The organism is Paraburkholderia aromaticivorans (assembly GCF_012689525.1).
GTDB classification, from domain to species: Bacteria; Pseudomonadota; Gammaproteobacteria; order Burkholderiales; family Burkholderiaceae; genus Paraburkholderia; species Paraburkholderia aromaticivorans_A.
On record NZ_CP051516.1, the window covers coordinates 4109919 to 4133724 of the forward strand.

A 23806-nucleotide genomic window follows, 5' to 3' on the forward strand; every position below is an offset into this window, starting at 1 on the left:
CACACCATGCTGCTTATGATCGACAACTACGACTCGTTCACCTACAACCTGGTGCAGTACTTCGGCGAACTCGGCGAAGACGTGCGCACCTATCGGAACGACGAAATCACGCTGGACGAAATCGCCAAGCTCAACCCCGAGCGCATCTGCCTGTCGCCCGGCCCGAGCAATCCGCAGCACGCCGGCATCACGCTCGACGTGCTGCGCGAATTCAGCGGCAAGACGCCGATTCTCGGCGTCTGCCTCGGCCATCAGGCGATCGGCGAGGCCTTCGGCGGACGCGTGGTGCGCGCGCAAACCATCATGCACGGCAAGGTCAGCACGATCGAAACCGATTGCAAGGGCGTGTTCGCGGATCTGCCGAAACACTTCGTCGTGACCCGCTATCACTCGCTCGCGATCGAACGCGAATCGCTGCCCGACTGCCTCGAAGTGTCCGCATGGACCGAAGACGGCGAGATCATGGGCGTGCGTCACAAGGAACTGGCCGTGGAAGGCGTGCAGTTCCATCCTGAATCGATCCTGTCCGAACACGGCCACGCGCTGCTCGAAAACTTCGTGAAGCAGTCGAAGCTCGCCAGCGCGCAAACGTCCAATCGCCACGCTTGATGAAGAGAGACGACATCATGACGATTACGCCCCAGGAAGCGCTGCAACGGACCATCGAGCACCGCGAGATTTTCCACGACGAAATGCTGCATTTGATGCGGCTTATCATGCGCGGCGAACTCTCGCCCGTGATGGCGGCCGCGATCATCACCGGCTTGCGCGTCAAAAAAGAGACCATCGGCGAAATCACCGCCGCCGCCACGGTGATGCGTGAATTTGCCCGGCACGTCGAGGTGCAGGACAACTCGAACTTCGTCGATATCGTCGGCACCGGCGGCGACGGCTCGCACACCTTCAACATTTCCACGGCAACCATGTTCGTTTCGGCCGCGTCCGGCGCGAAGGTCGCGAAGCACGGTGGCCGCGGCGTCTCGAGTAAGTCGGGCAGCGCGGACGTGCTCGAAGCGCTCGGCGTGAATATCGACTTGCAACCGGAACAGGTGGCGGCGTCGATCGCGGAAACCGGCATGGGCTTCATGTTCGCGCCGAACCATCATCCGGCCATGAAGAACATCGCGCCGGTGCGCCGCGAACTCGGCGTGCGGACCATCTTCAACATTCTCGGGCCGCTGACCAACCCGGCCGGCGCGCCCAATCAATTGATGGGCGTGTTCCACGGAGACCTCGTCGGCATTCAGGTGCGCGTGATGCAGCGCCTTGGCGCCAAACACGTGCTGGTGGTGTACGGTATGGACGGCATGGACGAAGTCTCGCTCGGCGCGGCAACGCAAGTCGGCGAGTTGCGCGACGGCCAGGTCCACGAGTACGAGATCCATCCGGAAGACTTCGGCATGCAGATGGTGTCGAACCGCACGCTGAAAGTGGCCGACGCCACCGAATCGAAAGCGATGCTGCTCGAAGCGCTCGACAACAAGCCGGGCGTGGCCCGCGAAATCGTCACGCTAAACGCGGGCACCGCCCTGTATTCGGCGAACGTGGCCGCGTCGATCGCGGACGGCATCCAGTTGGCGCGCGAAGCGATCGCGAGCGGCAAGGCCCGCGCGAAAGTCGACGAGCTGGTCCGCTTCACCCAGCAATTCAAGCAGTAATCACGTAGCGAGACACTTATGAGCGACATCCTCGACCGTATCATCGCGGTCAAACGCGAAGAAGTTCGCGCGGCCGAACAGAGCGCGCCGCTCGAAGAGCTGCGCCTCGAAGCATCGTCGCGCGACATTCGCGACTTCGTCGGCGCATTGCGCGCGAAACACGCGGCGGGCCTCGCCGCGGTGATCTCCGAAGTCAAGAAAGCGAGCCCGTCGAAAGGCGTGTTGCGCGAGCACTTCGTGCCGGCCGAGATCGCGCGTTCGTATGAAAAGCACGGCGCGGCCTGCCTGTCCGTGCTCACCGACGTGCAGTTCTTTCAGGGCAGCGTCGCGTATCTGCAGGAAGCGCGCGCGGCCTGCAATTTGCCGGTGCTACGCAAGGACTTCATCGTCGATCCGTACCAGATCGTCGAAGCCCGCGCGATGGGCGCGGATGCAATCCTGCTGATCGCCGCCGCGCTCGAAACCTCGCAGATGCAGGACCTCGAAGCGCTCGCGCATTCGCTGGGGCTTGCCGTGCTGGTCGAAGTGCACGATCACGACGAGCTGATGGAATCGCTCACGCTGAAAACGCCGTTGATCGGCATCAACAACCGCAATCTGCGCACCTTCGAGACGTCGATCGACACGACGATCGGCATGCTCGAAGCGATTCCGGACGACCGCATCGTCGTTACGGAGTCGGGCATTCTGTCGCGCGTCGATGTGGAGCGTCTGCGCGCGATGGACGTGCATACGTTCCTCGTCGGCGAGGCGTTCATGCGCGCGGACGAGCCGGGCGTAGAGGTGGCTCGGATGTTTTTCTGAGCACGGTGTCGACACACGGCACGCGGCGTACGTAGCGGAGCAGATCATGGGCATGGAACGCGAAATCAAACTGGCGCTCCCGCCCGCGCAGGTGCAAGCGGCGACGCAGTGGTTCGTCGCGCGCGCGGGCGCGGCGGGCCGTCCGGTCAAGCTGGTGAATATTTACTTCGACACGCCGCACCTGACACTCGCGAGTTCGAAGAGCGCCTTGCGTTTGCGCCAGACGCCGGACGGCTGGCTGCAAACCTTCAAGACGGTGGGCAACGCCAGCGACGGTTTGCACAGCCGGCATGAATGGGAAATGCCGGTGGCCGGCGAAAAGCTGGAGATCGATGCGTTGCTGCGCGAATGCGATGAACAATCCGCCGCGGACGCTTTGCGTCAGGCCGCGCCTGAGCTGACAGAATTGTTCCGCACGAATTTCATCCGGACGCTGTGGCATGTCGAAGTGGACGGCTCGGACATCGAAGCGGCCATCGATCAGGGCGACGTGTTCGCCGAGGTCGATAGCGAAACGCGCCGCGCGCCGATCTCGGAAGTCGAACTCGAACTGAAGTCCGGTGACGAAGCCGCGCTTCACACGCTCGCCGCGGAACTCGGCAAACAGATAGCCGGCCTCGCGCCGGACAACATCAGCAAGGCGCAGCGCGGCTATAAGTTGCGGGCTGGTTGAGGCGCGTGAAAGCCGCCGGGCAAACGCGACAAGCCGCCGCCCACACCTTGAGCAACGCCGCGTTTGCTGCGACACTTCCCCGCCATGACCTCCGCATCCCGTACCCGCTCCAATCCGTCGCAGGCTTCGCTGTTCGGCGACGCCGCCTCCACACCAGCCAAGGCTGCCATGACGACCACCCAGCCGCAGCAATCCGGCGCGAGTGCGCCGCCGCCGACGCTCGAAGCGCAATTCGACGCCCTGCCACCCGCATGGCGCGCGCATCTCAAACCGTTTATCGACAGCGACGCCTACGCGCCGCTCTGCCGTTTCGTCGATGGTGAACGCGCCGCTGGCAAAACCGTCTATCCCGCCGACGTGTTCCGCGCGCTGCGCCTGACCAGTCCCGACGACGTCAAAATCGTCGTCCTCGGCCAGGACCCGTATCACGGCGAAGACCGCGGCACACCGCAAGCGCACGGACTGGCGTTCTCCGTGGCGCCGAACGTGCGCACGCCGCCGTCGCTGCGCAATATTTTCAAGGAAATCGCCGCAAGCCTCGGCCACGAGACGCCGCGTCACGGCTGTCTCGACACATGGGCGAAGCAAGGCGTGCTGCTGCTGAACACCGTGCTGACCGTCGAGCGTGATTCGGCCGCCAGCCACGCGAAACGCGGCTGGGAAAAATGCACCGACACGCTGATCCATGAACTGGCGACGCGCCATGACGGCCTCGTGTTCATGCTGTGGGGCGCGCATGCGCAAGCCAAGCGCGCGCTGCTCGGCGGCAAAACACATTGCGTGCTGGAAGCGCCGCATCCGTCGCCGCTGTCGGCGCATCGCGGTTTTCTCGGCTGCGGGCATTTTGCGAAGGCCAACGACTATCTCGCGCAGCACGGTCGCGAACCCATCGATTGGCGCCTGCCCGACGAAGCGCAAATGCTCGCATAAAGCTGCCGGCAACAGACATCGAGCGTCGCGCATCAGTGCCACAAAGCAAAAACGCCACGGACCCAAAGATCCGTGGCGTTTTTCATTCCAGCAGGCTATCCACCGCACCGAAGCGGCATAGCCAAGCTTACGCAGCAGCGATCGCTTCGCGCGCGGAAGCCAGTGCGGCGCCGGCAGCGTCCGGGCCCATGTTCAGGCCTTCGGCGTAGATGAAGTTCACGTCGGTCATACCGAGGAAGCCGAGGAAGCTCTTCAGGTACGGCGTTTGGCTGTCGTTCGGCGTGCCCGCATACTTGCCGCCGCGTGCCGACACGACGTGGACCTTCTTGCCCTTCACGAGACCTTCCGGACCGTTCGCCGTGTACTGGAACGTGATGCCAGCGCGTGCGATGAAGTCGAAGTAAGTCTTCAGTTGCGACGAGATGCCGAAGTTGTACATCGGCGCGCCGATCACGACGATGTCGGCGGCTTGCAGTTCGGCGATCAGCGCTTCGCTGCGCGCGGCGATCGCGGCTTGCTCAGCCGTGCGTTGGTCGGCCGGCGTGAAGAACGCGCCGAGGACGGCGTCGTCCAAGTGGGGCAGCGGTTCAGCTTGCAGATTGCGGACGACGACTTGCGCGCCCGGATTCGATTGTTGCAGCTTTGCGGTCAGCTCGTTGACGAGCAACGTCGAGTTTGCGCCTTGCGAACGGGCTGCCGAATTAATTTGCAGGATCGTGGTCATGGTTGACTCCAGTTGGGGCGCGCAGTGTTGCGCGAATGGAGCCATTGTGGTTTTTTGCCGCACCTGGAACAAGCCATCCGGCGGCGACGGATTGTTGCACTGGTAGAACAATCCGCCCGTCCGGGCCGTCCTTCGCCGACGACCCGGACGACGATCAACTGGCCAGCCAGCGCTCGCGTGCCTTGCGCGCGGCGGGCCGCTTGTCGCTGGCGGTAAGCTTGTAGCGTGCCACCTCTGGCCCATCCAGCTTGACTTGCGCGGTGCGCAGCTCGTCGCGGCGGAAGGCGTGAACCTCGACTTTCGCGCCCGGCTGGTAGCGCGCGAGCAGCCCGTCAAGATTCGAGCCGGTCACGCGCAGGCCGTCGAGCGCGATCAGCACGTCGCCAGCCGAGAGCCCGGCTTTTTGCGCGGCGCTGCCGTCATGAACCGCCGCCAGCGTGCAATCCGCGCCGCCGCGCACGCGCGCGCCGAGCGTCGGCTTGCCGTTTTTGTCCAATTCGGGCGCGATTTCGACGCCGAACGGCGCGAGCAGCGTGTCGAGGGGCAGATCGTGCGTGCCGTGCACGGCTTCGGCGAACAGCTCGGCCAGTTTCGCGCCGGTCGCTTCCGCAAACAGCGCCTCGATCTCGCTTTCGTCGACGCCGACCGGTTTGCCGCGATAGAAGTCACGACCGAAGCGCTGCCACAGCAAACGCATCACGTCGTCGAGCGATTTGCGGTTGCTGGTCTGCGCGCGGATCGTCAGATCTAACGCGAGCGCGACGAGCGAGCCCTTGGTGTAGTAGCTGACAATCGCGTTCGGCGCGTTCTCGTCCTGCCGGTAGTACTTGACCCACGCGTCGAACGAGCTTTCGGCGACGGTCTGCTTTAGACGCCCGCTGCCGCGCTGCACGCCGCCGATCACCTTGCCGAGCATGCCGAAATAGTCGTCCTGAGAAATCAGCCCGCTGCGCACGAGGATCAGGTCGTCGTAGTACGAGGTGAAGCCCTCGAACAGCCACAGCAGCGACGTGTAGTTTTCCACGCTCAGGTCGTAAGGCGCGAACACGGCCGGCTTGATGCGCTTCACGTTCCAGGTGTGGAAATATTCGTGGCTGCACAGGCCGAGGTAGGTTCGATAGCCTTCGGTGAGCGCCTCGCGCCCTTCCACCGGCAGATCGCCGCGATTGCAGATCAGCGCGGTCGAAGCGCGGTGTTCGAGGCCGCCATAACCATCGGTGACGGCCTGCGTCATGAACACATAGCGATCCACCGGCGCTTTTTTCGACTTCGGCTCGAACAGCGCGATCTGCGCTTCGCAAATGCGCTTCAGGTCGGCGGACAGCCGCGCCATGTCGAGCCCGATCACGCGCCCGCCGATCACGATGTCGTGCGGCACGCCGTGCGCCTTGAACGTCGCCAGCGCGAATTCACCGAGCGTGACCGGATGATCGATCAGTTCGTCGTAGTTCTGCGCGCGATACTCGCCGAAGCCATAACGCTTCGTGCCGCGCGCCTCCGGCAACGCGGTCGCGACACGCCAGTTGCGATACGCCGCGCCTTCGGGCTTCTGGATATCGACCACGCACTGCGCCTCTTCGTGGCCGAGCGGCGAGAGGAACACGCTCGTGCCGTTGAAAAAGCCCGTCGTATCGTCGAGATGCGCCGCGCGCACCGACAGATCCCACGCATAGACCTCGTAGCGCAGCGTCAGCGCGCCCTTGACCGGCGCGGCCTGCCACGTGTGCTTGTCGGTCTTTTCGACGCGCACCTTGCGGCCCGCGTCGTTGACGGCGCGCAGCGTCACGATGTTGCGAGCGAACTCGCGCACCATGTAGCTGCCGGGAATCCACACCGGCAGCATGAAACGCTGGCCGGCCGGATCGGGATCGGCGACGGTCACGGTGACTTCGAACAGGTGGGCGGCGGGTTGCTTGGGAACGATGGTGTAGCGGATCGGCTTCATCGGCGGCGATTAGAAGAGGTGAGGCGGGGAGGTTTGGCTTGATGCGAAAGGAGGCGCACGTCGCGCCTCCTTGGTTCGATATGTTCCGCGTGCTCAGTGCACCGCGGACATTTCCTTGTCCAGCCGGTCGGCCGGCACGGCGCCGGGCAGACGACGGCCGTCGGCGAGGAACACCGTGGGTGTGCCGTCGACGTTCATCGCGTGGCCGAGCGCCAGGTTCTTGTCGATCGCGGCGGTGTCGCAGGTGCCGGACGCAGTGGGCGCCTGATGATCCTGCATCCACGATTCCCAGGCCTTCGCGCGATCCGTCGAGCACCAGATCGACTTCGACTTCGCAGTCGAATCCGGCGACAGCACCGGGTACAGGAAGGTGTAGACCGTCACGTTGTCGATCGACTTGAGCGACGTTTCGAGCTGCTTGCAATACGGGCAGTTCGGATCGGAGAACACGGCGATCTTGCGCGCGCCGTTGCCCTTCACGACCTTCACCGCGTTCGCAAACGGCAGGCTCGCGAAATCGATACGGTTGGTTTCCGACAGGCGCGCTTCGGTCAGATTCTTGCGGGTCTTGGCGTCGACCATATCGCCGAGCATCAGGTAATCGCCGTTCGCGTCGCTATAGACGATCTGCGTGCCGAGGTTCACTTCGTACAGACCGGCAATCGGCGACTTCGTCACGCTCTTGATCGACACGTCGGCGAGACGCGTTTGCAGCGTGGCTTTGAGCTTGTCGGTGGTCTGGTCGGCCTGCGCGGAGCAGCCGATCGTGACGGCGGCGATGGCCAGCACGGCGGCTGCCATGCGGAAAGTTTTTTTCATGCTGAATTCCTGGTTCAATCGCGCGCAATGCGCGCGCAGTGCTCGTTTCCTGACGCTTCCGGTCTGACTGGAACGGCGTCCATCCGTTCATGATACCTGTCTCGCCGGCCGCCGCATGCCCGGCCGGATGCCTCAACCCAGCGCAGCCGACACCAGCCAGCGCTTGATGAACGGCTGCGCGCCGACAAACGCCATGCCGGTGTTACGCAACACCTTGGCAAACGGACCGGGGACGGAGAAGAGTTTTTGCAGGCCGTCGGTGGCGATCATCAGCGCGCGGATGTCCTCGCGGCGGGCGCGCTCGTAGCGGCGCAGCAGCACCATGTCGCCGAGATCGCGGAACGATTCCTTGCCGGCGACGGTGTCGGCGAGCGCCGCGACGTCGCGCAAGCCGAGGTTCATGCCCTGCCCGGCCAGCGGATGAATCAGGTGCGCGGCGTCGCCGACCAGCGCGACGCGCGGCGCCACCAGCCGGTCGACCGTTTGCAGCGCGAGCGGGAAACCTTGCGCGGGCGTCACGCAATCGAGCGCGCCGAACTGGCCGCCGGTCACGCGTTCCACTTCAGCGGCAAGTTGCGCCGGATCGAGCGCGACCAGTTGCTCCGCGTGCTCCGTGCGCGCCGACCAGACCAGCGAGACGTGACCGTCCGGCATGGGCAGCAGCGCGATGATCTCGCCGTCCTTGAACCATTGGTACGCGGTTTCGCTGTGCGGCTTTTCCGCCTTGAAATTGGCGACCACGCCGGTTTGCTTGTAGTCGCGCCGGTTCATCTTCGAACCGATCTGCGCACGCACCCACGAATGCGCGCCGTCCGCGCCGACCACCAGATCGGCGTCGAGCACGTTGCCGTTGGCCAGCCCGACGCTGGCGCTGTCCGCGGTGAAGTCGAGCGCCTGAGCGCGCGTGTCGATCCAGGTGAGATTCGGCTGGAAGCGCAGCGCCGCATCCAGCGCACGCTCGATCACCGACGATTCGACGATCCACGCCAGTTGCGGCACCGACGCCTGGAACGCGGAGAAATGCAGTTCGGCGTGCGCGTCGCCGTAGACGCGCATGTCGTAGACGGGCCCGAGCCGCGCCAGATCGAGCGCCTGCCAGACCCGCAAACGCTCCAGCAAAGCCTGCGAGCTCGACGACAGTGCGTAGACCCGCGAGTCGAAGGCGGCGCTGGCGGGCAGCGCCGCGCAGGGTTGCGCGAGCAGCGCCACGCGCAGTCCGCCTTGCGTCAGCGCCAGCGCCAGCGCCGCGGTCTTGCCGACGAGCCCACCGCCGATCACGGCGGCATCAAAGGTCTGGTGGTGTGCGTTCATCCGCGCATTATAGCCGCGGGGGTTGCGGGGGACGGATCGATGCGCGCGGCGTTTGAGCCCGCGTTTGCACCCGAATCACCGCGCCGCTGCTCACAGGTGACCGGCCGCCGCCAGCGCCGCGTTCGCTTCGCGCAGCCGCGCGAATTCGCGGTCGGAAGACAGGAGCCGCCACGCGCTCGCCTCGAGGTCGCCCTTGCGCTCCCGCTGATCGCCGCGCACGGCGCAGTCGGGGAAGATGCGGTCGTACACGCGCCAGAGTGAATCGAAGTCGTTGGCATCGGCGAATTGCGCAATGCGTTTTTTATCGTCCAGCGTCAGACGGCTGGCGAGGCAGTTGACCGTCTGCCGGTCGGAGTTTGCTTGAGCGTCGTCGAAGTTCGGCGACACCCATGACGCGATCGCGCTGCCCAGCGCAACGACAGCCACGCCTGTTATGACCCAACGTATTGCTCTCATTATTTTCCCGGAGTGGGCTCTATCGGCCCTGAACCACCGATTCTACCGTGCTTGGCAGAAAATATTACCGTGGGAAAGGATTGCGGACCGAACGCCGGGCGCTGCCTTCCCGCTGCTGCCGCCGCAGTGAGCCGATGCGAACGGGTTACAATTGCGTTTTCCGTGAAAACTCGCACCCGGTCGTCGAGCAACGCCCCGATCCGGTGTCTGTCCCGCTCCGCTGCATTGGTCCGCCACGCCACACGCGAAGGCTTCGCGAATCCTGCACACAGCGTCGAGCGCATCACGCAACTTACTGATTCATTGAAGGATTTCCATGAGCCTCAAATGCGGCATCGTCGGCCTGCCTAACGTCGGCAAGTCCACCCTGTTCAACGCGCTGACCAAGGCGGGCATTGCCGCCGAAAACTATCCGTTCTGCACGATCGAGCCGAACGTCGGCATCGTCGAGGTGCCGGACGCGCGGCTGAATGCGCTCGCGGAAATCGTCAAGCCGGAGCGCATCCTGCCGGCCGTGGTGGAATTCGTCGACATCGCCGGTCTGGTGGCCGGCGCGAGCAAGGGCGAAGGTCTGGGCAACCAGTTTCTCGCCAACATCCGCGAAACCGACGCGATCACGCATGTGGTGCGCTGCTTCGAAGACGAGAACGTGATTCACGTCGCGAACAAGATCGATCCGCTGTCGGATATCGAAGTGATTAACACCGAACTGGCGCTGGCCGACCTCGCGACCGTGGAAAAAGCGCTGGCGCGCTATTCGAAGGCGGCCAAGTCGGGTAACGACAAGGAAGCGATCAAGAACGCGGCCGTGCTGGAAAAGGTGCGCGCGCAGCTCGACCAGGCCAAGCCGGTCCGTGCGCTCGACCTGTCGGACGAAGAAAAGGCCACGCTCAAACCGTTCTGCCTGATCACCGCCAAGCCGACCATGTACGTGGCCAACGTGAAGGAAGACGGCTTCGCAAACAACCCGCATCTTGACGCGGTCGCGAAGCACGCAGCAGCGGAAGGCGCGCCGGTCGTCGCCGTGTGCGCCGCGATCGAAGCGGAAATCGCCGACCTCGATGAAGCCGACATGGAAGTGTTCCTCGCCGACATGGGTATGGAAGAGCCGGGGCTGAACCGCGTGATCCGTGCCGGCTTCAAGCTGCTGGGTCTGCACACGTACTTCACCGCCGGCGTGAAGGAAGTGCGCGCGTGGACGATCCATGTCGGCGATACGGCGCCGCAGGCCGCGGGCGCGATTCACACGGACTTCGAGCGCGGCTTCATTCGTGCGCAGACGATCGCGTTCAACGACTACATCACCTACAAGGGTGAGCAAGGCGCGAAGGAAGCGGGCAAGATGCGTGCGGAAGGCAAGGAATATGTCGTGCACGACGGCGACGTGATGAACTTCCTGTTTAACGTTTAAGTTTTGGCTGCGGCGCGAGGCTGCCACAGGTGAAAACCTGAGCGCCGCCAGCCGCGGCACGCCACCTCAAGAGAGCCCGCTCCTCAAAGCGGGCTCTTTGTTTTACTGACCGCCAGTTGCGCCAGCACGCCCGCATCGCAACGGCAACGCAATGCCCTCTTTAACGGCCGCCATTTTCGCCGGCGAATCCGCCAGCACCGCATCGATACCGAGGCACGCCGCCGTCCGGTAATCGTCTGTGTCGTTCACGGCAATCGCGACTATGCGCACGTCCGGCTTCTGCCGGAAGCACGCGACCGTTGCAGGCGTCCAGAGCGTAGCCTGCACATTCGACCGTCCTTCTCCGAGCGTGAACGTCTCCACCACCATCAGCGGGCGATGCAACTCGAACGCGGTCATCGCGTGTTCGGCCGGCGCGTCGACACAGCCCTGATTCAACAAGACACGCGCGAGCCGCCCACGCGTTGCATCGCGCGATTCGAACAGCCTGGCTTGCGGATACGCGGCAAAGCTTTGTTGATAATCCGCCTCGGTCGAATAGATCGACACGCGCTGCCACGCGTTCTCTTCATTGAGCACGCGCGCGACGGCTTGCGTCTGCGGCCCAGCGGGCAGCGCCTTCATGTCGAGGATGACCGGCATGCTCGCCGGCATGGCGCGCAACGCCTGACGCAGCGTCGGAATGCCCGAAGGATGCTCGCGGTAGGGATAGGCCTGTCCGTCGCGGAAAGTCCAGCCTGCATTCACGCGGGCGAGTTCCGCTGCGGTATAGGCGGACACCGGCCCTTTCGCGTCGGTCAATGCCGACAGATCCGCCGGCCGATACAACACCGGCACGCCGTCCTTGCTCAACTGCACGGTAAGCCACATTGCGTCGGCGCGATGCTCGATCGACAGGCGGATCGCTTCGAGCGTGTTCTCCGGCGCGTCACCCGTGCCGCCGCGATGCGCGATGATCGCCGGCAACGCGCTTACCCGGGAGACGGTATGGTCATCGTGTGCCGCCGGCGTGAACGAACACCCGGCCAACACGAGACCCGCAATCCAGCTGCTCAACACCAACCGCACTGAACTCAGCATCTGCAATCCTGATTAATAGGCACCGTGACGCAACCGGAAAGAAATCGACCGGTATGACCTGAATCGACGCTCATCATGCCCTTGCAGAAACAGTCGCGTCTAGCGAACGAAGCCTCGTCTTGCCCTCGCGCAAACTTTCACCTTCAACCGCCGGTTGTTTCCGTTTTATGACACCGATGTTAAATTGCGGCATTCGGCGCCTGTCAAAAATGGTGCGCGCCGCCCGGCCACCGTCGCCGGACTGTCATCGAACACAAATAGAATCGCGCGATTCGCATCCGCGCCCGTTACCTCTGGAGACAAATCGATGAGTTTCAAGCCGCTAATCCGTTCGCTTTCCGTTGCCGCCGTATTGAGCGTCGGCCTCTGCCAGGCGGCCCATGCCGCGACTGAGATCCAGTTCTGGCACGGCATGGAAGCCGCATTGGGCGAACGGCTGAACGACATCGCGAACGCGTACAACGCATCGCAAAGCGACTACAAGATCGTGCCGGTCTTCAAAGGCACCTACGACCAGACGCTTGCCGCCGGCATCGCCGCGTATCGCAGCGGCAATGCGCCGGCCATCCTGCAGGTCTACGAAGTCGGCACCGCCACGATGATGCAGGCCAAGAAGGCCGTGATTCCCGTCTCGGAAGTATTCAAGCAAGCCGGCGTACCGCTCGATGAAAAGGCCTTCGTGCCGACCATCGCCAGCTATTACAGCGACGCCAAAACCGGCGAGCTGATCTCGATGCCGTTCAACAGCTCGACGCCGGTGCTGTATTACAACAAGGACGCCTTCAAGAAAGCCGGCCTCGACCCGAACCAGCCGCCGAAAACCTGGGCCGAATTGCAGGCCGACGCGCAGAAGCTGAAGGCGTCGGGCATGGCGTGCGGCTATTCGTCAGGCTGGCAGAGCTGGATTCAACTCGAGAACTACAGCGCCTGGCACGGCGTGCCGTTCGCGTCGAAGAACAACGGCTTCGACGGCCCGGACGCGCAACTGGAATTCAATAAGCCGCTGCAGGTCGCGCATATCCAGTTCCTGCAGAACATGCAGAAGGAAGGCACGTTCACCTACGTCGGCCGCAAGGACGAACCGGTGTCGAAGTTCTATAGCGGCGACTGCGGGATCATCACCAACTCGTCGGGATCGCTCGCCACGATCAAGAAGTACGCGAAGTTCAACTTCGGCACCGGCATGATGCCGTACGACGCCAGCGTGAAGGGCGCGCCGCAGAACGCGATCATCGGCGGAGCGAGTCTGTGGGTGCTGTCGGGCAAAGATCCGGCGGTCTATAAGGGCGTGGCGAAATTCCTCTCGTACCTGTCGTCGGCGCCGGTTGCGGCCAAGTGGCATCAGGACACCGGCTATCTGCCGGTCACCACCGCCGCCTATCAACTGACGCAGCAGCAAGGTTTCTACGAGAAGAATCCGGGCAGCGACACCGCCATCAAGCAGATGCTCAACAAGCCGCCGCTGCCGTACACCAAGGGGTTGCGTCTGGGCAACATGCCGCAGATCCGTACGATCATCGACGAAGAACTCGAACAGGTTTGGGCACAGAAGAAGACGCCGCAACAGGCGCTCGACGCTTCCGTGTCGCGTGGCGATGAACTGCTGCGCCGCTTCGAGAAAGCCGGCAACTAAGCAGATCATTGAGCTGGCAGGGTTCCGGTGCGCCCGCACCGGAACCCGTGGTTGCAGCAGAACCTTGGAAATCATCAATGGAAAAGCGCTCCAGCTTCGGCACCAGCCTGCTGCCCTACCTGCTCGTCGCGCCGCAACTCGCGATCACGCTGCTGTTCTTTCTGTGGCCGGCCGGTGAGGCGCTCTGGCAATCCACGCAAAGCCAGGACGCGTTCGGCACGTCGAGCGAGTTTGTCGGCCTTGCCAACTTCAAGCAACTCTTCGTCGATCCGCTCTACCTCTCGTCGTTCTACACGACGCTGATCTTCTGCGCGCTCGTCACCGTGTCGGGGCTCGTGATCTCGCTGCTGCTGGCGGTCTGCGCCGATCGCGTGACGCGCGGCGCCAGGACTTATCAGACGCTGCTGATCTGGCCGTACGCGGTTGCGCCCGCGATCGCAGCGGTGTTGTGGTCGTTCCTGTTCAACCCGAGCATCGGCCTCGTCACTTACACGCTGGCCAAATACGGCATTGTGTGGAACCACGCGCTGAACGCCGGCCAGGCGATGTTCCTCGTGGTGCTCGCCTCCGTCTGGAAACAGGTCAGCTATAACTTCCTGTTCTTCTACGCGGGCTTGCAGGCGATTCCGCGCTCGCTCATCGAAGCGGCGGCGATCGACGGCGCTGGTCCGGTGCGGCGCTTCTTCGGCATCGCACTGCCGCTTTTGTCGCCGACCAGTTTCTTCCTGCTGGTGATCAACATCACCTACGCATTCTTCGACACCTTCCCGGTGATCGACGCCGCCACCGGCGGCGGTCCCGCGCAGGCGACCCGCACGCTGATCTACAAGATTTTCGCCGAAGGTTTTCAGGGGCTCGACATCGGCAGTTCCGGCGCGCAGTCGGTGGTCCTGATGGTGATCGTCGTCGCGTTGACGGTCGTGCAATTCCGTTTCATCGAACGCAGGGTTCAATACTCATGATCGAGAACCGCCGCGGTTTCGACCTCTTCTGCCATGCGGTGCTGATCCTCGGCGTCGTGCTGGTGGTGTTTCCGGTGTACGTCGCGTTCTGCGCGGCGACCATGAGCGAGCACGAAGTGTTCAGCGTGCCGCTCTCGCTGGTGCCGGGCACGCATCTGTTCGAGAACATCGCGACCGTGTGGTCGCAAGGCAGCGGCAACGCGGCGGCGCCGTTCGGCCGCATGCTGTTCAACAGTCTCGTGATGGCGCTGGTGATTTCGATCGGCAAGATCGCCGTTTCGATGATCTCCGCCTACGCGATCGTGTTCTTCCGTTTTCCGTTTCGCAACCTCGCGTTCTGGCTGATCTTCATCACGCTGATGCTGCCGGTCGAAGTGCGGATCTTTCCGACCGTGCAGGTCGTGTCGTCGATGCATCTGAGCAATACGTACAGCGGTTTGACGTTGCCGCTGATCGCCTCGGCCACCGCGACTTTCCTGTTCCGTCAGTTCTTCATGACGCTGCCGGACGAATTGATGGAAGCGGCGCGCATCGACGGCGCCGGCGCCATGCGGTTCTTCTGGGACGTCGTCTTGCCGCTGTCGAAGACGAACATGGCCGCCCTGTTCGTGATCACGTTCATTTACGGCTGGAATCAGTACCTGTGGCCGATTCTGATCACGAGCCAGCAGTCTCTGACGACGGCCGTGGTCGGCATCAAAAGCATGATCGCGTCGGGCGACACGGCCACCGAATGGCATCTGGTGATGACCGCGACGCTGCTCGCGATGCTGCCGCCGCTCGCGGTCGTGCTGACGATGCAACGCTGGTTCGTGCGCGGACTCGTGGACGCGGAAAAGTAAGCGGCGCCACGTAAGCGAGCTTCTTCCGGCATCGAAAAATAGACAACACCGCGCGATCCGCGGCAAGCAACGAAAGGCTAAAACGGCATGGCTGCACTGACTCTGCAAGGCGTTAAAAAAACCTACGACGGCAAACAGTTCGTGCTGCACGGCATCGACGTGGACGTCGCCGACGGCGAGTTCGTCGTGATGGTCGGCCCGTCGGGTTGCGGCAAATCGACCTTGCTGCGGATGGTGGCGGGACTCGAACGCATCTCCGAAGGCAGCATTTCGATCGCCGGCAAAGTGGTCAACCAACTCGAGCCGAAGGATCGCAACATCGCGATGGTGTTCCAGAACTACGCGCTGTATCCGCATATGAGCGTCGCCGAAAACATGGGCTACGCGCTGAAGATCGCGGGCGTGGACCGCGCGCAGATTGCGAAGCGCGTGAACGCCGCCGCGCAGATTCTCGAACTCGAAGCGCTATTGCAACGCAAGCCGCGCGAGTTGTCAGGCGGCCAACGGCAACGTGTCGCGATGGGTCGCGCGATCGTGCGCGAGCCGGCCGTGTTTCTGTTCGACGAACCGTTGTCGAATCTCGACGCACGCCTGCGCGTGCAGATGCGGCTCGAAATCCAGCGCCTGCATGCGCGGCTCGCTACGACGAGTCTGTACGTGACGCACGATCAGATCGAAGCGATGACGTTGGCGCAGCGTGTGATCGTGATGAACAAGGGCCACGCCGAGCAGATCGGTGCGCCGACCGATGTCTATGAACGGCCCGCCACAGTGTTCGTGGCGAGCTTTATCGGCTCGCCGGGGATGAATCTGCTGGAAGGCCGCGTGTCGGACGATGGCTCTGTTTTCGAAGTGGCCGGCAACGGTCCGAAGTTGCCGCTGACGGGCGTGGCGTCGATCGGCCGGGAAGTCGCCACGGGACGCGAGTGGACCCTCGGCATTCGCCCGGAACACATGAGCCCCGGCCAGGCGGATGCGCCTCACGCGACGCTCACCGTCGATTCCTGCGAGTTGCTCGGCGCGGATAATCTCGCGCACGGGCGTTGGGGCAAGCACGATGTGACGGTGCGCTTGCCGCATACACATCGGCCCGCGGCAGGCGAAGCGCTGCAAGTCGCGCTACCCGCGCGGCATCTGCATTTCTTCGATCCGGCGAGCGGACGGCGCGCGAATTGAAGACCCGGCAAAACGCACAAGCGGTCAGAATAACAAGCACTCGAAAGACCATGACAGGCATGACTCGTCACACCTTCCGTGCCTGCGCGGCAGTTGCCGCGGCGCTGCTGTTCAGCGCGTCGTCGGCGTTCGCGTATGTCGCGCCGGGCACCACGCCCGACGAATCAGACCTCAGCAATCACAACACCTATAGCAATCGCGACGGCAACACCGTGCACGCGCCCGCCCGCTCGTTATCCGGCAAGGCGCCGGAAGGCGCGACCGCACGCTGCCGCGATGCCACTTACAGCTTCAGCCGGCATCACAGCGGCACCTGTTCGCGGCATGGCGGTGTGGCGGATTGGCTCTGAGCGTCCGAGCGGGCCCTGGCCGAACGGACAGCCACTGCCGTCCCGCGCTCCTGCCGAAGTACAATGCCACCTGAACCACCCGCCCGCGCGCGGGGCGTCGCGAAGTTCGACGCCGCGCTTCATGCCGCGCCGGCCGGCGCCGGGCACTCCGCCCGGCCATGACACCGATTACCCATCCACCCACGACCGCCCGCCCCCACGCGGCCGGCGTCGTCAACGTCTATTGCAAGCAAATGGCCCAATACGTCTTCACCATGAACCGGGTCGGCAAGATCGTGCCGCCCAAGCGTCAAATCCTGAAAGACATCTCGCTGTCGTTTTTCCCCGGCGCGAAGATCGGCCTGCTCGGCCTGAACGGCTCGGGCAAGTCGACGCTGATCCGCATCATGGCCGGTGTGGACAAGGACATCGAAGGCGAAGCCACGCCGATGCCGAACCTGAACATCGGCTATCTGCCGCAGGAACCGCAACTCGATCCGAACAAGACGGTGCGTGAAGCGGTCGAGGAAGGTCTCGGCGACGTGTTCAACGCGCAAAAGAAGCTCGACGAAATCTACGCGGCCTACGCCGAACCGGACGCCGACTTCGACGCGCTCGCCGCCGAACAAGCCAAGTACGAAGCGATCCTCGCTACCTCCGACGGCGGCAACGCGGAACAGCAAATCGAAATCGCCGCCGACGCGCTGCGCCTGCCGGCTTGGGACGCGAAGATCGAACATCTGTCGGGCGGCGAAAAACGTCGCGTCGCGCTGTGCAAGTTGTTGCTCGAAAAGCCGGACATGCTGCTGCTCGACGAGCCGACCAACCACCTGGACGCGGAATCGGTCGACTGGCTCGAACAATTCCTCACGCGCTTCCCGGGCACCGTGGTCGCTGTGACCCACGATCGCTACTTCCTCGACAACGCCGCCGAGTGGATTCTGGAACTCGACCGCGGCCACGGCATTCCGTGGAAGGGCAACTACAGCAGCTGGCTCGATCAGAAGGAAGAGCGCCTGAAGCAGGAAGAATCGACGGAGTCGGCGCGTCAGAAGGCGATCAAGAAGGAACTGGAGTGGGTGCGCCAGAACCCGAAGGGCCGTCAGGCGAAGTCGAAGGCGCGTATCGCCCGCTTCGAAGAACTGAACAGTCAGGACTACCAGAAGCGCAACGAAACCTCGGAAATCTTCATCCCGGTCGGCGACCGTCTGGGCAATGAAGTGATCGAGTTCAAGAACGTCAGCAAGTCGTATGGCGACCGTCTGCTGCTCGACGACGTCAGCTTCAAGATTCCGGCGGGCGCGATCGTCGGCATCATCGGGCCGAACGGCGCGGGTAAGTCGACGCTGTTCCGCATGCTGACCGGCCGCGAACAGCCGGATTCGGGCGAGATCGTGAAAGGCCCGACCGTCAACCTCGCCTACGTGGATCAAAGCCGCGACGCGCTCGACGGCTCGAAGACCGTGTTCGAGGAAATCTCAGGCGGCGCCGACGTGCTGACGGTCGGCAAGTACGAAACGCCGTCGCGTGCCTATATTGGCCGCTTCAACTTCAAGGGCGGCGATCAGCAGAAAGTGGTCGGCAATCTGTCGGGCGGTGAACGCGGCCGGCTGCATCTGGCGAAGACGCTGATCGCCGGCGGCAACGTGCTGCTGCTGGACGAACCGTCGAACGACCTGGACGTCGAAACGCTGCGCGCGCTCGAAGACGCCTTGCTGGAGTTCGCCGGCTCGGTGATGGTGATCTCGCACGATCGCTGGTTCCTCGACCGGATCGCCACGCACATTCTGGCATTCGAAGGCGATTCGCAAATCACGTTCTTCGACGGCAACTACCAGGAATACGAAGCGGACAAGCGTGCGCGTCTGGGTGAAGAAGCTGCGCGTCCGAAGCGTCTGCGTTACAAGCCGATCGCACGATAAGTTCGGATCGGGTGGCCTGCGCGTCGGATTTATTGACGCGTGGGCCGCCTCGATGGCCGTTTTTCAGGCGCTCGAACGGCGTCACTTCGCGGCGCAACGTGGCTCGCGCGGCAAACACGCCTGGCGTCAACCGTATGAGCGGTAGGGCACACGCATTGCGTGCCATGGCGTGATACACGTCATCGCGGCGGGATGCGTGTGTTGCACGTTCCGCCTTGGACGAACACATCTAAGCGCGCGCCCACCCGGCGTGCGCATAAGCCAATCACTGCCACACCGCGCCGACGCGGTGACGAGGAGGCAAGCATGGCGATGTCGAAGGGCAAGCGCTGGGCCGTCGCTGTGGGCGGTGTGCTGCTGGTGCTGATTGTCGTCGTGGTCGGTGCTCTGCAGTTCGCGCAACGCGAGGTCAAGGAGCGCGTGATCGCGGCGCTCGGTCCCTTGGGCAGCGCCGAAACTATCGACGTCGGCCTCACTTCGGTTCATCTCACCAACGTTGTTCTCAAAGCGCCGCCCGGCTGGCCGGCCGGAGATCCGCTCCGAGCGGACGAAATCACCCTTACTCCCGACATTCGCGATCTGATCGCGCGGCGCATGCATGTTCGCAGCGTGGTGGTGCGCGGCTTCGACATCGCCGTGCTGCGCACGAAGGACGGCACGATTCGCTTGATGCCGAATCTGCGAGAAACGGTGAATCAATCCGATATCGAAGCCAGTGGCGCGGCGGCGTCCATTCCCCGCGAAAAGCAGATCGATCACATCAGCTTCGAGCAGGGCAACTTCCATTTCTACGACATGACGGTCGGGCCGCCGGCGTTCAAAGTGACGGTCAGCGATGCCAACGCGACTGTCGACAATCTGCGCCTGCCCGCCCTCACTGAGCCGACCAACGTCAATGTCACGGGCTCGATCAAGGGCCCGGCGCATACGGGCACGGTCTCGTTCGGTGGCTGGATCAAGGTCGCCAACAAGGATTCGCAGACTACGAGCAAGCTGCGCGGCGTCGACCTCGTGATGCTCGACCCGTATCTGATCAAGAAGGCCGGCGCCAAGGCGCAAGTGACAGGCGGCACGGTCGATCTGACGATCGACTCGACGGTGAGCAACTACCAGTTGCACGCACCCGGCACGCTGACGATCCACAATCTGCAACTCGCCGACAGCGGCAGTCCTCTCGACACCTTCATGTCGATTCCGACCAAGGCTGCCGTCGCCGCGCTCAAAGCGCACAACGGCGACATCACGCTGCATTTCGTTCTGGATGGGAATCTGCGTGACCCGAAATTCTCGGTGCAGGAAGGCCTGATGAAGCGCATCGGCACCGGTTTTGCGAAGGCGCTCGGGGTGAGCGTCGAGGACGTGGCAAAGGGTGCGGGAGAAACAGTGAAAGGCTTGGGTAACGCGTTGAAGAATCTACTTGGGCAGTAGGCCGAGGCAGACGCCTCAGCCTTAAACCGGCAGCCCCAACTCGCGCAGTTTCGCTTCGGTTCGCGCGGCGCTGGTGTGATGCACGCCGTGCCAACCGAGCGCCGTCGCGGCCTCGGCGTTCTTCGGGTTGTCGTCGATGAAGACGAGTTCGGCGGGCTCGACGCCCGGCAATTGCGCCTCGATCCGCTCGCGCATGGCCGCGAAAATGGCCGGATCGGGCTTCACCAGCTTCACCCGCCCCGACACGACGATGTCGCGAAACCGCCGCAGCACCGGGTAATGTTCCCACGCATACGGAAAGGTCTCCGCCGACCAGTTGGTCAGCCCGAAAAGCGGCACCTCGGCCGCTTCGAGCTTTTCCATGAGCGCCACACCCTCCTCCAGCACACCGGCCACCATGTCGTGCCAACGTTCGTAGAACGCACGGATCAGCGCTTCGTGATCGGGAAACTTCGCAACCAGTTCGGCGGTGGCCTCGACGATCGGCTGGCCACCGTCTTGACGGATCACCCAGTCCATCGAGCAGACGTGAGTCAGAAACCAGCGGCGCTCGGTCTCGTCAGGGATCAGTTCCCGATACAGATACTCGGGGCTCCAGTCGATCAGCACGCCGCCGAAATCGAACACCACTGCCTTGATGGCCATGCATTCTCCGTAAGCTCGTTCCCGATCGCGATCAGATGGGTTGCGTTCGCAACTCCAACCACGCTTTGGCGTCGCCCGACACGTGTGGCGACAGACGCGTGCGCACAGTGTCGTGATACGCGTTCAGCCACGCGCGTTCGTCCTCGCGCAGCAGCGACAGATCGAGGCAACGCGTATCGATCGGGCACAGCGTCAAGGTTTCGAACTTGAGGAAATCGCCGAACTCGGTTTGACCGGCAGGCACGTTCAGCACGAGGTTCTCGATCCGCACGCCCCATTTGCCCGGACGGTAAATGCCCGGTTCGACCGAGGTGATCATGCCCTCTTCCATCGCGGTCCACGGTTCGGCCGGCGCGTAGTGCGAGATCACCTGCGGACCTTCGTGCACGTTCAGGAAGTAGCCCACGCCGTGACCGGTGCCGTGGCCATAATCGGCGCCGGCTTCCCAGATCGGCGCGCGGGCGATGGCGTCGAGCATCGGCGAACGGATGCCGCGCGGGAACTGCGCGCGCGACAACGCCATGGTGCCCTTCAACACGATCGTGAAATCGCGACGCTGCGCATCGCTAGGGGTGCCGATCGGCACCACACGCGTGATGTCGGTCGTGCCGCTCAGGTACTGCGCGCCGGAATCGATCAGCAACAGGCCGTTGCCCTCGATCACCGAATGCGATTCCTCGGTGGCGCGGTAGTGCGGCATCGCGCCGTTCGCGTTGAAGCCGGCGATCGTCGCAAAGCTCAGCGACACGAAGCCCGGACGGCGCGCGCGAGCCGCCGTCAGCCGTTCGTCGATGGTGAGTTCGGTGATCGTCTCGCGACCCAGCGCGCCTTCGAACCATGCGAAGAATTCCGCCAGCGCCGCGCCGTCCTGTTCCATGGTTTCGCGCACATGCTCGGCTTCCGCCTCGGTCTTGCGCGATTTGAAGAAGGTGGACGGATTGACGGCCTCGACCACCGTGACCGCGGACGGCACCGATTGCAGCGAGCCGAACGTGATGCGGCGCGGGTCGATCAGCAGCGTGCTGCCGGCGGGCAGCGCGGCCAGCGCGTCCGCCGCCTTGGCATACGGCTCGACGCTGATGTTGTCTTTCGCCAGCGCATCGGCCAGCGCCTGCGGCACCTTGCCGTCGGCGACGAACAGCGACGCGTGGTCGACGCCGATCAGCGCGTGCGCCACGAACACGGGGTTGTAGCTGACGTCGGCGCCACGCAGATTCAGCAGCCACGCGAGGTCGTCGAGCGTGGAGATGAAGTGCCATTGCGCGCCTTTGTCCGCCATTGCGCGGCGAATCTGCGCCAGCTTGTCCGACCGGGCGACGCTAGCATGCGGCGCGACGTGCTCGAACACGGCGGCCGCCGGCAGCGACGGACGCTGCGGCCAGATCGCGTCGAACAGATCGACGTCGGTGCGCAACTGCACGCCGCGCGCGTCCAGCGCCTGGCTCAAGGCCCGCGCGGCCGCCACGCCGAGCACGGCGCCGTCCACGCCGACCGTGGCGCCTGCCGGCACGTTCTGAGCAAGCCATTCGAAATGCGGCACGGTCTGCTGGCCGCCGGTCATCTTCATCAGCTGAACGCCGGTGCCGGCCAGTTGCGCGTTGGCCTGTTCCCAATAGCGGCTGTCTGTCCAGACGCCGGCGAAGTCCGCGGTCACGACCAGCGTGCCGGCCGAGCCGGTGAAGCCGGACAGCCACTGCCGGCCTTGCCAGCGGCCGGGCAGATATTCGGACAGATGCGGGTCGGCGGACGGCACCAAGTAGGCGGCGACGCCTTCGCGCGCCATTGCGTTGCGCAAGGTGGCAAGCCGTTCGGGAATGGAGGAAGTTTCGGGGAGTCGGGCATTCATCGGAGTCACCTGCAAATATTCATCGACGGGAAAGCAAGCCGACCGTCACGGCAACGGAGATCAACGCGACGCCGGTGCATACCGGCCATTCGAGCGTATCACCGTCATGGAAGAGACCAATCACGTTGCCGGCCATGTGCGCGACGGCTGCGCCCAGCACGCCGGCCAGCAGCGCCACCCACCACCGGGCGCGACTCGCGCGTCGCAGCGGATGCAACCACCAGCCCGCGAGACCAATCGCCGCCCCCAACACTACAAGGCCGGGCCACCCCATTAACGGCTGGCCTCGCGCAATTTCGGATTCGTCTCATTGGCGCAAGGGGCTAACACAGCTAGCATTTTTGTCTCATTAACTATAGAAGTTCAGCACGGCGCTTTCCGCATAGCGGTTGAGTTTAGGGGTCGGGGTGATGTTAGGCAAGCTGTCGGCCTTACGGAAAAGCCTGGTCCCCGGTCATTGCCACGCTGAAAGCGCGTCATGCGAATCGCCCTTATCGAGCCGGACTTGCGGCATGCTGAACTGGTCGGCCGGCTGGTCTTCGCCGGCGGTCATCTGTGTCAGCACTTCACCGCGAGCGTGCCGTTTCTGACGCGCGCCAACGAAGAATTCTTCGACCTTCTCATCACCGAAAGCTGGGCCGGCGACCATTCCGCCGAAGACGTCATTCCGCGCGCCCGCGCCATCCTGCCGGGCTTGCCAGTGATTGTGCTGATGTCGGCGCCGCGCGAAAGCCAGATTGTCGCCGCGCTTCACGCCGGCGCCGACGACTGCCTGACCAAACCGGTCCGCGGTCCGGAGATGCTGGCCCGCATGGACGCGCTGCTGCGCCGCGCAGGCTTGCGGCGGCCGCCCAACCGGCGGCGCGACATCATTGGCGAATATGCGTTCGATGTGGCGCAATTTGCCGTCACATTCCGTAAGCAAACGGTCACGCTCACACCGAAAGAATTTCGCCTCGCGCTGCTGCTGTTCAGCAATCTCTCGCGGCCGGTGTCGCGAGCGCATATTCTTGAAAACGTCTGGACGCGCCGACGCGACGTAAGGTCGCGCACGGTGGACACCCACGCGTCGCGGGTGCGCAGCAAATTGCAGCTTCATCCTGAACACGGCTATTGTCTGACACCGCTTTACGGCTACGGCTATCAACTCGACGCGATCCCGCCGGACGCCGTGGTAAACGCGGAATAAGCCACGCACAATGTGAAAATCGT

24 protein-coding genes are annotated in these 23806 nt (G+C 63.6%); 14 read left to right on the top strand and 10 right to left on the bottom strand.

The window, feature by feature from the left end; all coding sequences use genetic code 11:
• The first annotated feature begins 6 nt into the window (after window positions 1-6).
• The 5 genes from HF916_RS46725 to HF916_RS46745 all read left to right on the top strand — a co-directional run bounded on the left by HF916_RS46725 (window position 7) and on the right by HF916_RS46745 (window position 4065).
• A complete protein-coding gene (locus tag HF916_RS46725; RefSeq protein WP_168795334.1) occupies window positions 7-609 on the top strand; it encodes an aminodeoxychorismate/anthranilate synthase component II in 603 nt (200 codons plus the stop codon).
• A 17-nt stretch (window positions 610-626) separates the two neighbouring features.
• Window positions 627-1658 (top strand): anthranilate phosphoribosyltransferase, encoded by a 1032-nt coding sequence (gene trpD, locus HF916_RS46730; RefSeq protein WP_168795335.1) that lies wholly within the window; start codon window positions 627-629, stop codon window positions 1656-1658.
• Between the two features lie 18 nt (window positions 1659-1676).
• Complete coding sequence (gene trpC, locus HF916_RS46735) at window positions 1677-2462, top strand: indole-3-glycerol phosphate synthase TrpC (protein ID WP_168795336.1); 786 nt, start codon at window positions 1677-1679, stop codon at window positions 2460-2462.
• A 46-nt stretch (window positions 2463-2508) separates the two neighbouring features.
• On the top strand, window positions 2509-3135 hold the full coding sequence (locus tag HF916_RS46740; RefSeq protein WP_168795337.1) for a CYTH domain-containing protein: 627 nt from the start codon (window positions 2509-2511) through the stop codon (window positions 3133-3135).
• 84 nt (window positions 3136-3219) lie between these two features.
• Window positions 3220-4065, top strand: coding sequence for a uracil-DNA glycosylase (locus tag HF916_RS46745; protein ID WP_168795338.1), 846 nt, complete (start codon window positions 3220-3222; stop codon window positions 4063-4065).
• Between the two features lie 127 nt (window positions 4066-4192).
• Here HF916_RS46745 and HF916_RS46750 read toward each other — a convergent pair whose 3' ends face one another.
• The 5 genes from HF916_RS46750 to HF916_RS46770 all read right to left on the bottom strand — a co-directional run bounded on the left by HF916_RS46750 (window position 4193) and on the right by HF916_RS46770 (window position 9251).
• The gene (locus HF916_RS46750; RefSeq protein ID WP_168795339.1) at window positions 4193-4789 is read right to left on the bottom strand and encodes an FMN-dependent NADH-azoreductase; all 597 of its coding nucleotides are present in this window, start codon (window positions 4787-4789) and stop codon (window positions 4193-4195) included.
• Between the two features lie 154 nt (window positions 4790-4943).
• The gene (locus tag HF916_RS46755) at window positions 4944-6734 is read right to left on the bottom strand and encodes a M61 family metallopeptidase (protein ID WP_168795340.1); all 1791 of its coding nucleotides are present in this window, start codon (window positions 6732-6734) and stop codon (window positions 4944-4946) included.
• A gap of 93 nt (window positions 6735-6827) precedes the next feature.
• Window positions 6828-7553: a DsbC family protein gene (locus HF916_RS46760; protein ID WP_168795341.1), complete on the bottom strand. Its 726-nt coding sequence runs from the start codon at window positions 7551-7553 to the stop codon at window positions 6828-6830.
• Between the two features lie 132 nt (window positions 7554-7685).
• A complete protein-coding gene (locus tag HF916_RS46765; protein ID WP_168795342.1) occupies window positions 7686-8864 on the bottom strand; it encodes a UbiH/UbiF family hydroxylase in 1179 nt (392 codons plus the stop codon).
• 90 nt (window positions 8865-8954) lie between these two features.
• Window positions 8955-9251: a hypothetical protein gene (locus HF916_RS46770; RefSeq protein ID WP_240975732.1), complete on the bottom strand. Its 297-nt coding sequence runs from the start codon at window positions 9249-9251 to the stop codon at window positions 8955-8957.
• 385 nt (window positions 9252-9636) lie between these two features.
• On the opposite strand from HF916_RS46770, the gene ychF reads away from it, so the two are divergent.
• The gene (ychF, locus tag HF916_RS46775; protein ID WP_168795344.1) at window positions 9637-10731 is read left to right on the top strand and encodes a redox-regulated ATPase YchF; all 1095 of its coding nucleotides are present in this window, start codon (window positions 9637-9639) and stop codon (window positions 10729-10731) included.
• Between the two features lie 102 nt (window positions 10732-10833).
• On the opposite strand, the gene HF916_RS46780 is transcribed toward ychF, so the two are convergent.
• Together HF916_RS46780 and HF916_RS50035 are read right to left on the bottom strand one after the other, a co-directional pair.
• On the bottom strand, window positions 10834-11811 hold the full coding sequence (locus HF916_RS46780; RefSeq protein ID WP_168795345.1) for a glycerophosphodiester phosphodiesterase family protein: 978 nt from the start codon (window positions 11809-11811) through the stop codon (window positions 10834-10836).
• A gap of 165 nt (window positions 11812-11976) precedes the next feature.
• The gene (locus tag HF916_RS50035; RefSeq protein WP_206001990.1) at window positions 11977-12129 is read right to left on the bottom strand and encodes a hypothetical protein; all 153 of its coding nucleotides are present in this window, start codon (window positions 12127-12129) and stop codon (window positions 11977-11979) included.
• Here HF916_RS50035 and ugpB point away from each other — a divergent pair.
• The 7 genes from ugpB to HF916_RS46815 all read left to right on the top strand — a co-directional run bounded on the left by ugpB (window position 12119) and on the right by HF916_RS46815 (window position 20103).
• Complete coding sequence (gene ugpB / locus HF916_RS46785; protein WP_168795346.1) at window positions 12119-13444, top strand: sn-glycerol-3-phosphate ABC transporter substrate-binding protein UgpB; 1326 nt, start codon at window positions 12119-12121, stop codon at window positions 13442-13444. The genes HF916_RS50035 and ugpB overlap by 11 nt on opposite strands.
• Before the next feature lie 77 nt (window positions 13445-13521).
• On the top strand, window positions 13522-14406 hold the full coding sequence (gene ugpA, locus HF916_RS46790; protein WP_168795347.1) for a sn-glycerol-3-phosphate ABC transporter permease UgpA: 885 nt from the start codon (window positions 13522-13524) through the stop codon (window positions 14404-14406).
• On the top strand, window positions 14403-15248 hold the full coding sequence (gene ugpE, locus HF916_RS46795; protein ID WP_168795348.1) for a sn-glycerol-3-phosphate ABC transporter permease UgpE: 846 nt from the start codon (window positions 14403-14405) through the stop codon (window positions 15246-15248). Before ugpA ends, ugpE begins: the two co-directional genes overlap by 4 nt.
• Window positions 15249-15335: 87 nt before the next feature.
• Window positions 15336-16424 carry a sn-glycerol-3-phosphate import ATP-binding protein UgpC gene (locus HF916_RS46800; protein ID WP_168795349.1) on the top strand — a complete coding sequence of 363 codons (1089 nt, stop codon included), beginning with the start codon at window positions 15336-15338 and terminating at the stop codon, window positions 16422-16424.
• A gap of 50 nt (window positions 16425-16474) precedes the next feature.
• On the top strand, window positions 16475-16774 hold the full coding sequence (locus tag HF916_RS46805) for a DUF3761 domain-containing protein (RefSeq protein WP_168795350.1): 300 nt from the start codon (window positions 16475-16477) through the stop codon (window positions 16772-16774).
• A 233-nt stretch (window positions 16775-17007) separates the two neighbouring features.
• Window positions 17008-18675, top strand: coding sequence for an energy-dependent translational throttle protein EttA (ettA, locus tag HF916_RS46810; RefSeq protein WP_168795869.1), 1668 nt, complete (start codon window positions 17008-17010; stop codon window positions 18673-18675).
• Between the two features lie 306 nt (window positions 18676-18981).
• Window positions 18982-20103 (top strand): DUF748 domain-containing protein, encoded by a 1122-nt coding sequence (locus tag HF916_RS46815; protein ID WP_168795351.1) that lies wholly within the window; start codon window positions 18982-18984, stop codon window positions 20101-20103.
• Between the two features lie 21 nt (window positions 20104-20124).
• On the opposite strand, the gene HF916_RS46820 is transcribed toward HF916_RS46815, so the two are convergent.
• Genes HF916_RS46820 through HF916_RS46830 form a run of 3 tightly spaced genes read right to left on the bottom strand, consistent with a single transcriptional unit; the run spans window position 20125 to window position 22868 of the window.
• Complete coding sequence (locus tag HF916_RS46820; protein WP_168795352.1) at window positions 20125-20748, bottom strand: HAD family hydrolase; 624 nt, start codon at window positions 20746-20748, stop codon at window positions 20125-20127.
• 31 nt (window positions 20749-20779) lie between these two features.
• Window positions 20780-22594 (bottom strand): aminopeptidase P family protein, encoded by a 1815-nt coding sequence (locus tag HF916_RS46825; RefSeq protein WP_168795353.1) that lies wholly within the window; start codon window positions 22592-22594, stop codon window positions 20780-20782.
• A 19-nt stretch (window positions 22595-22613) separates the two neighbouring features.
• On the bottom strand, window positions 22614-22868 hold the full coding sequence (locus HF916_RS46830; protein WP_168795354.1) for a hypothetical protein: 255 nt from the start codon (window positions 22866-22868) through the stop codon (window positions 22614-22616).
• Window positions 22869-23072: 204 nt separating this feature from the next.
• On the opposite strand from HF916_RS46830, the gene HF916_RS46835 reads away from it, so the two are divergent.
• The gene (locus tag HF916_RS46835; protein ID WP_168795355.1) at window positions 23073-23783 is read left to right on the top strand and encodes a response regulator transcription factor; all 711 of its coding nucleotides are present in this window, start codon (window positions 23073-23075) and stop codon (window positions 23781-23783) included.
• The last annotated feature ends 23 nt before the right edge of the window (window positions 23784-23806 follow it).

Bases quoted from the DNA above. Each gene is read 5' to 3' on its own strand.
- trpD (WP_168795335.1), top strand. From the start codon at position 627: ATGACGATTACGCCCCAGGAAGCGCTGCAACGGACCATCGAGCACCGC.
- HF916_RS46815 (WP_168795351.1), top strand. From the start codon at position 18,982: ATGGCGATGTCGAAGGGCAAGCGCTGGGCCGTCGCTGTGGGCGGTGTG.
- trpC (WP_168795336.1), top strand. From the start codon at position 1,677: ATGAGCGACATCCTCGACCGTATCATCGCGGTCAAACGCGAAGAAGTT.
- HF916_RS46800 (WP_168795349.1), top strand. From the start codon at position 15,336: ATGGCTGCACTGACTCTGCAAGGCGTTAAAAAAACCTACGACGGCAAA.
- HF916_RS46780 (WP_168795345.1), bottom strand. From the start codon at position 11,811: ATGCTGAGTTCAGTGCGGTTGGTGTTGAGCAGCTGGATTGCGGGTCTC.
- HF916_RS46805 (WP_168795350.1), top strand. From the start codon at position 16,475: ATGACAGGCATGACTCGTCACACCTTCCGTGCCTGCGCGGCAGTTGCC.
- HF916_RS46830 (WP_168795354.1), bottom strand. From the start codon at position 22,868: ATGGGGTGGCCCGGCCTTGTAGTGTTGGGGGCGGCGATTGGTCTCGCG.
- ugpA (WP_168795347.1), top strand. From the start codon at position 13,522: ATGGAAAAGCGCTCCAGCTTCGGCACCAGCCTGCTGCCCTACCTGCTC.
- HF916_RS46725 (WP_168795334.1), top strand. From the start codon at position 7: ATGCTGCTTATGATCGACAACTACGACTCGTTCACCTACAACCTGGTG.
- ugpE (WP_168795348.1), top strand. From the start codon at position 14,403: ATGATCGAGAACCGCCGCGGTTTCGACCTCTTCTGCCATGCGGTGCTG.
- HF916_RS46835 (WP_168795355.1), top strand. From the start codon at position 23,073: ATGCGAATCGCCCTTATCGAGCCGGACTTGCGGCATGCTGAACTGGTC.
- HF916_RS46825 (WP_168795353.1), bottom strand. From the start codon at position 22,594: ATGAATGCCCGACTCCCCGAAACTTCCTCCATTCCCGAACGGCTTGCC.
- HF916_RS46755 (WP_168795340.1), bottom strand. From the start codon at position 6,734: ATGAAGCCGATCCGCTACACCATCGTTCCCAAGCAACCCGCCGCCCAC.
- HF916_RS46750 (WP_168795339.1), bottom strand. From the start codon at position 4,789: ATGACCACGATCCTGCAAATTAATTCGGCAGCCCGTTCGCAAGGCGCA.
- HF916_RS46820 (WP_168795352.1), bottom strand. From the start codon at position 20,748: ATGGCCATCAAGGCAGTGGTGTTCGATTTCGGCGGCGTGCTGATCGAC.
- HF916_RS46760 (WP_168795341.1), bottom strand. From the start codon at position 7,553: ATGAAAAAAACTTTCCGCATGGCAGCCGCCGTGCTGGCCATCGCCGCC.
- HF916_RS46745 (WP_168795338.1), top strand. From the start codon at position 3,220: ATGACCTCCGCATCCCGTACCCGCTCCAATCCGTCGCAGGCTTCGCTG.
- ychF (WP_168795344.1), top strand. From the start codon at position 9,637: ATGAGCCTCAAATGCGGCATCGTCGGCCTGCCTAACGTCGGCAAGTCC.
- HF916_RS46740 (WP_168795337.1), top strand. From the start codon at position 2,509: ATGGGCATGGAACGCGAAATCAAACTGGCGCTCCCGCCCGCGCAGGTG.
- ugpB (WP_168795346.1), top strand. From the start codon at position 12,119: ATGAGTTTCAAGCCGCTAATCCGTTCGCTTTCCGTTGCCGCCGTATTG.
- ettA (WP_168795869.1), top strand. From the start codon at position 17,008: ATGGCCCAATACGTCTTCACCATGAACCGGGTCGGCAAGATCGTGCCG.
- HF916_RS46765 (WP_168795342.1), bottom strand. From the start codon at position 8,864: ATGAACGCACACCACCAGACCTTTGATGCCGCCGTGATCGGCGGTGGG.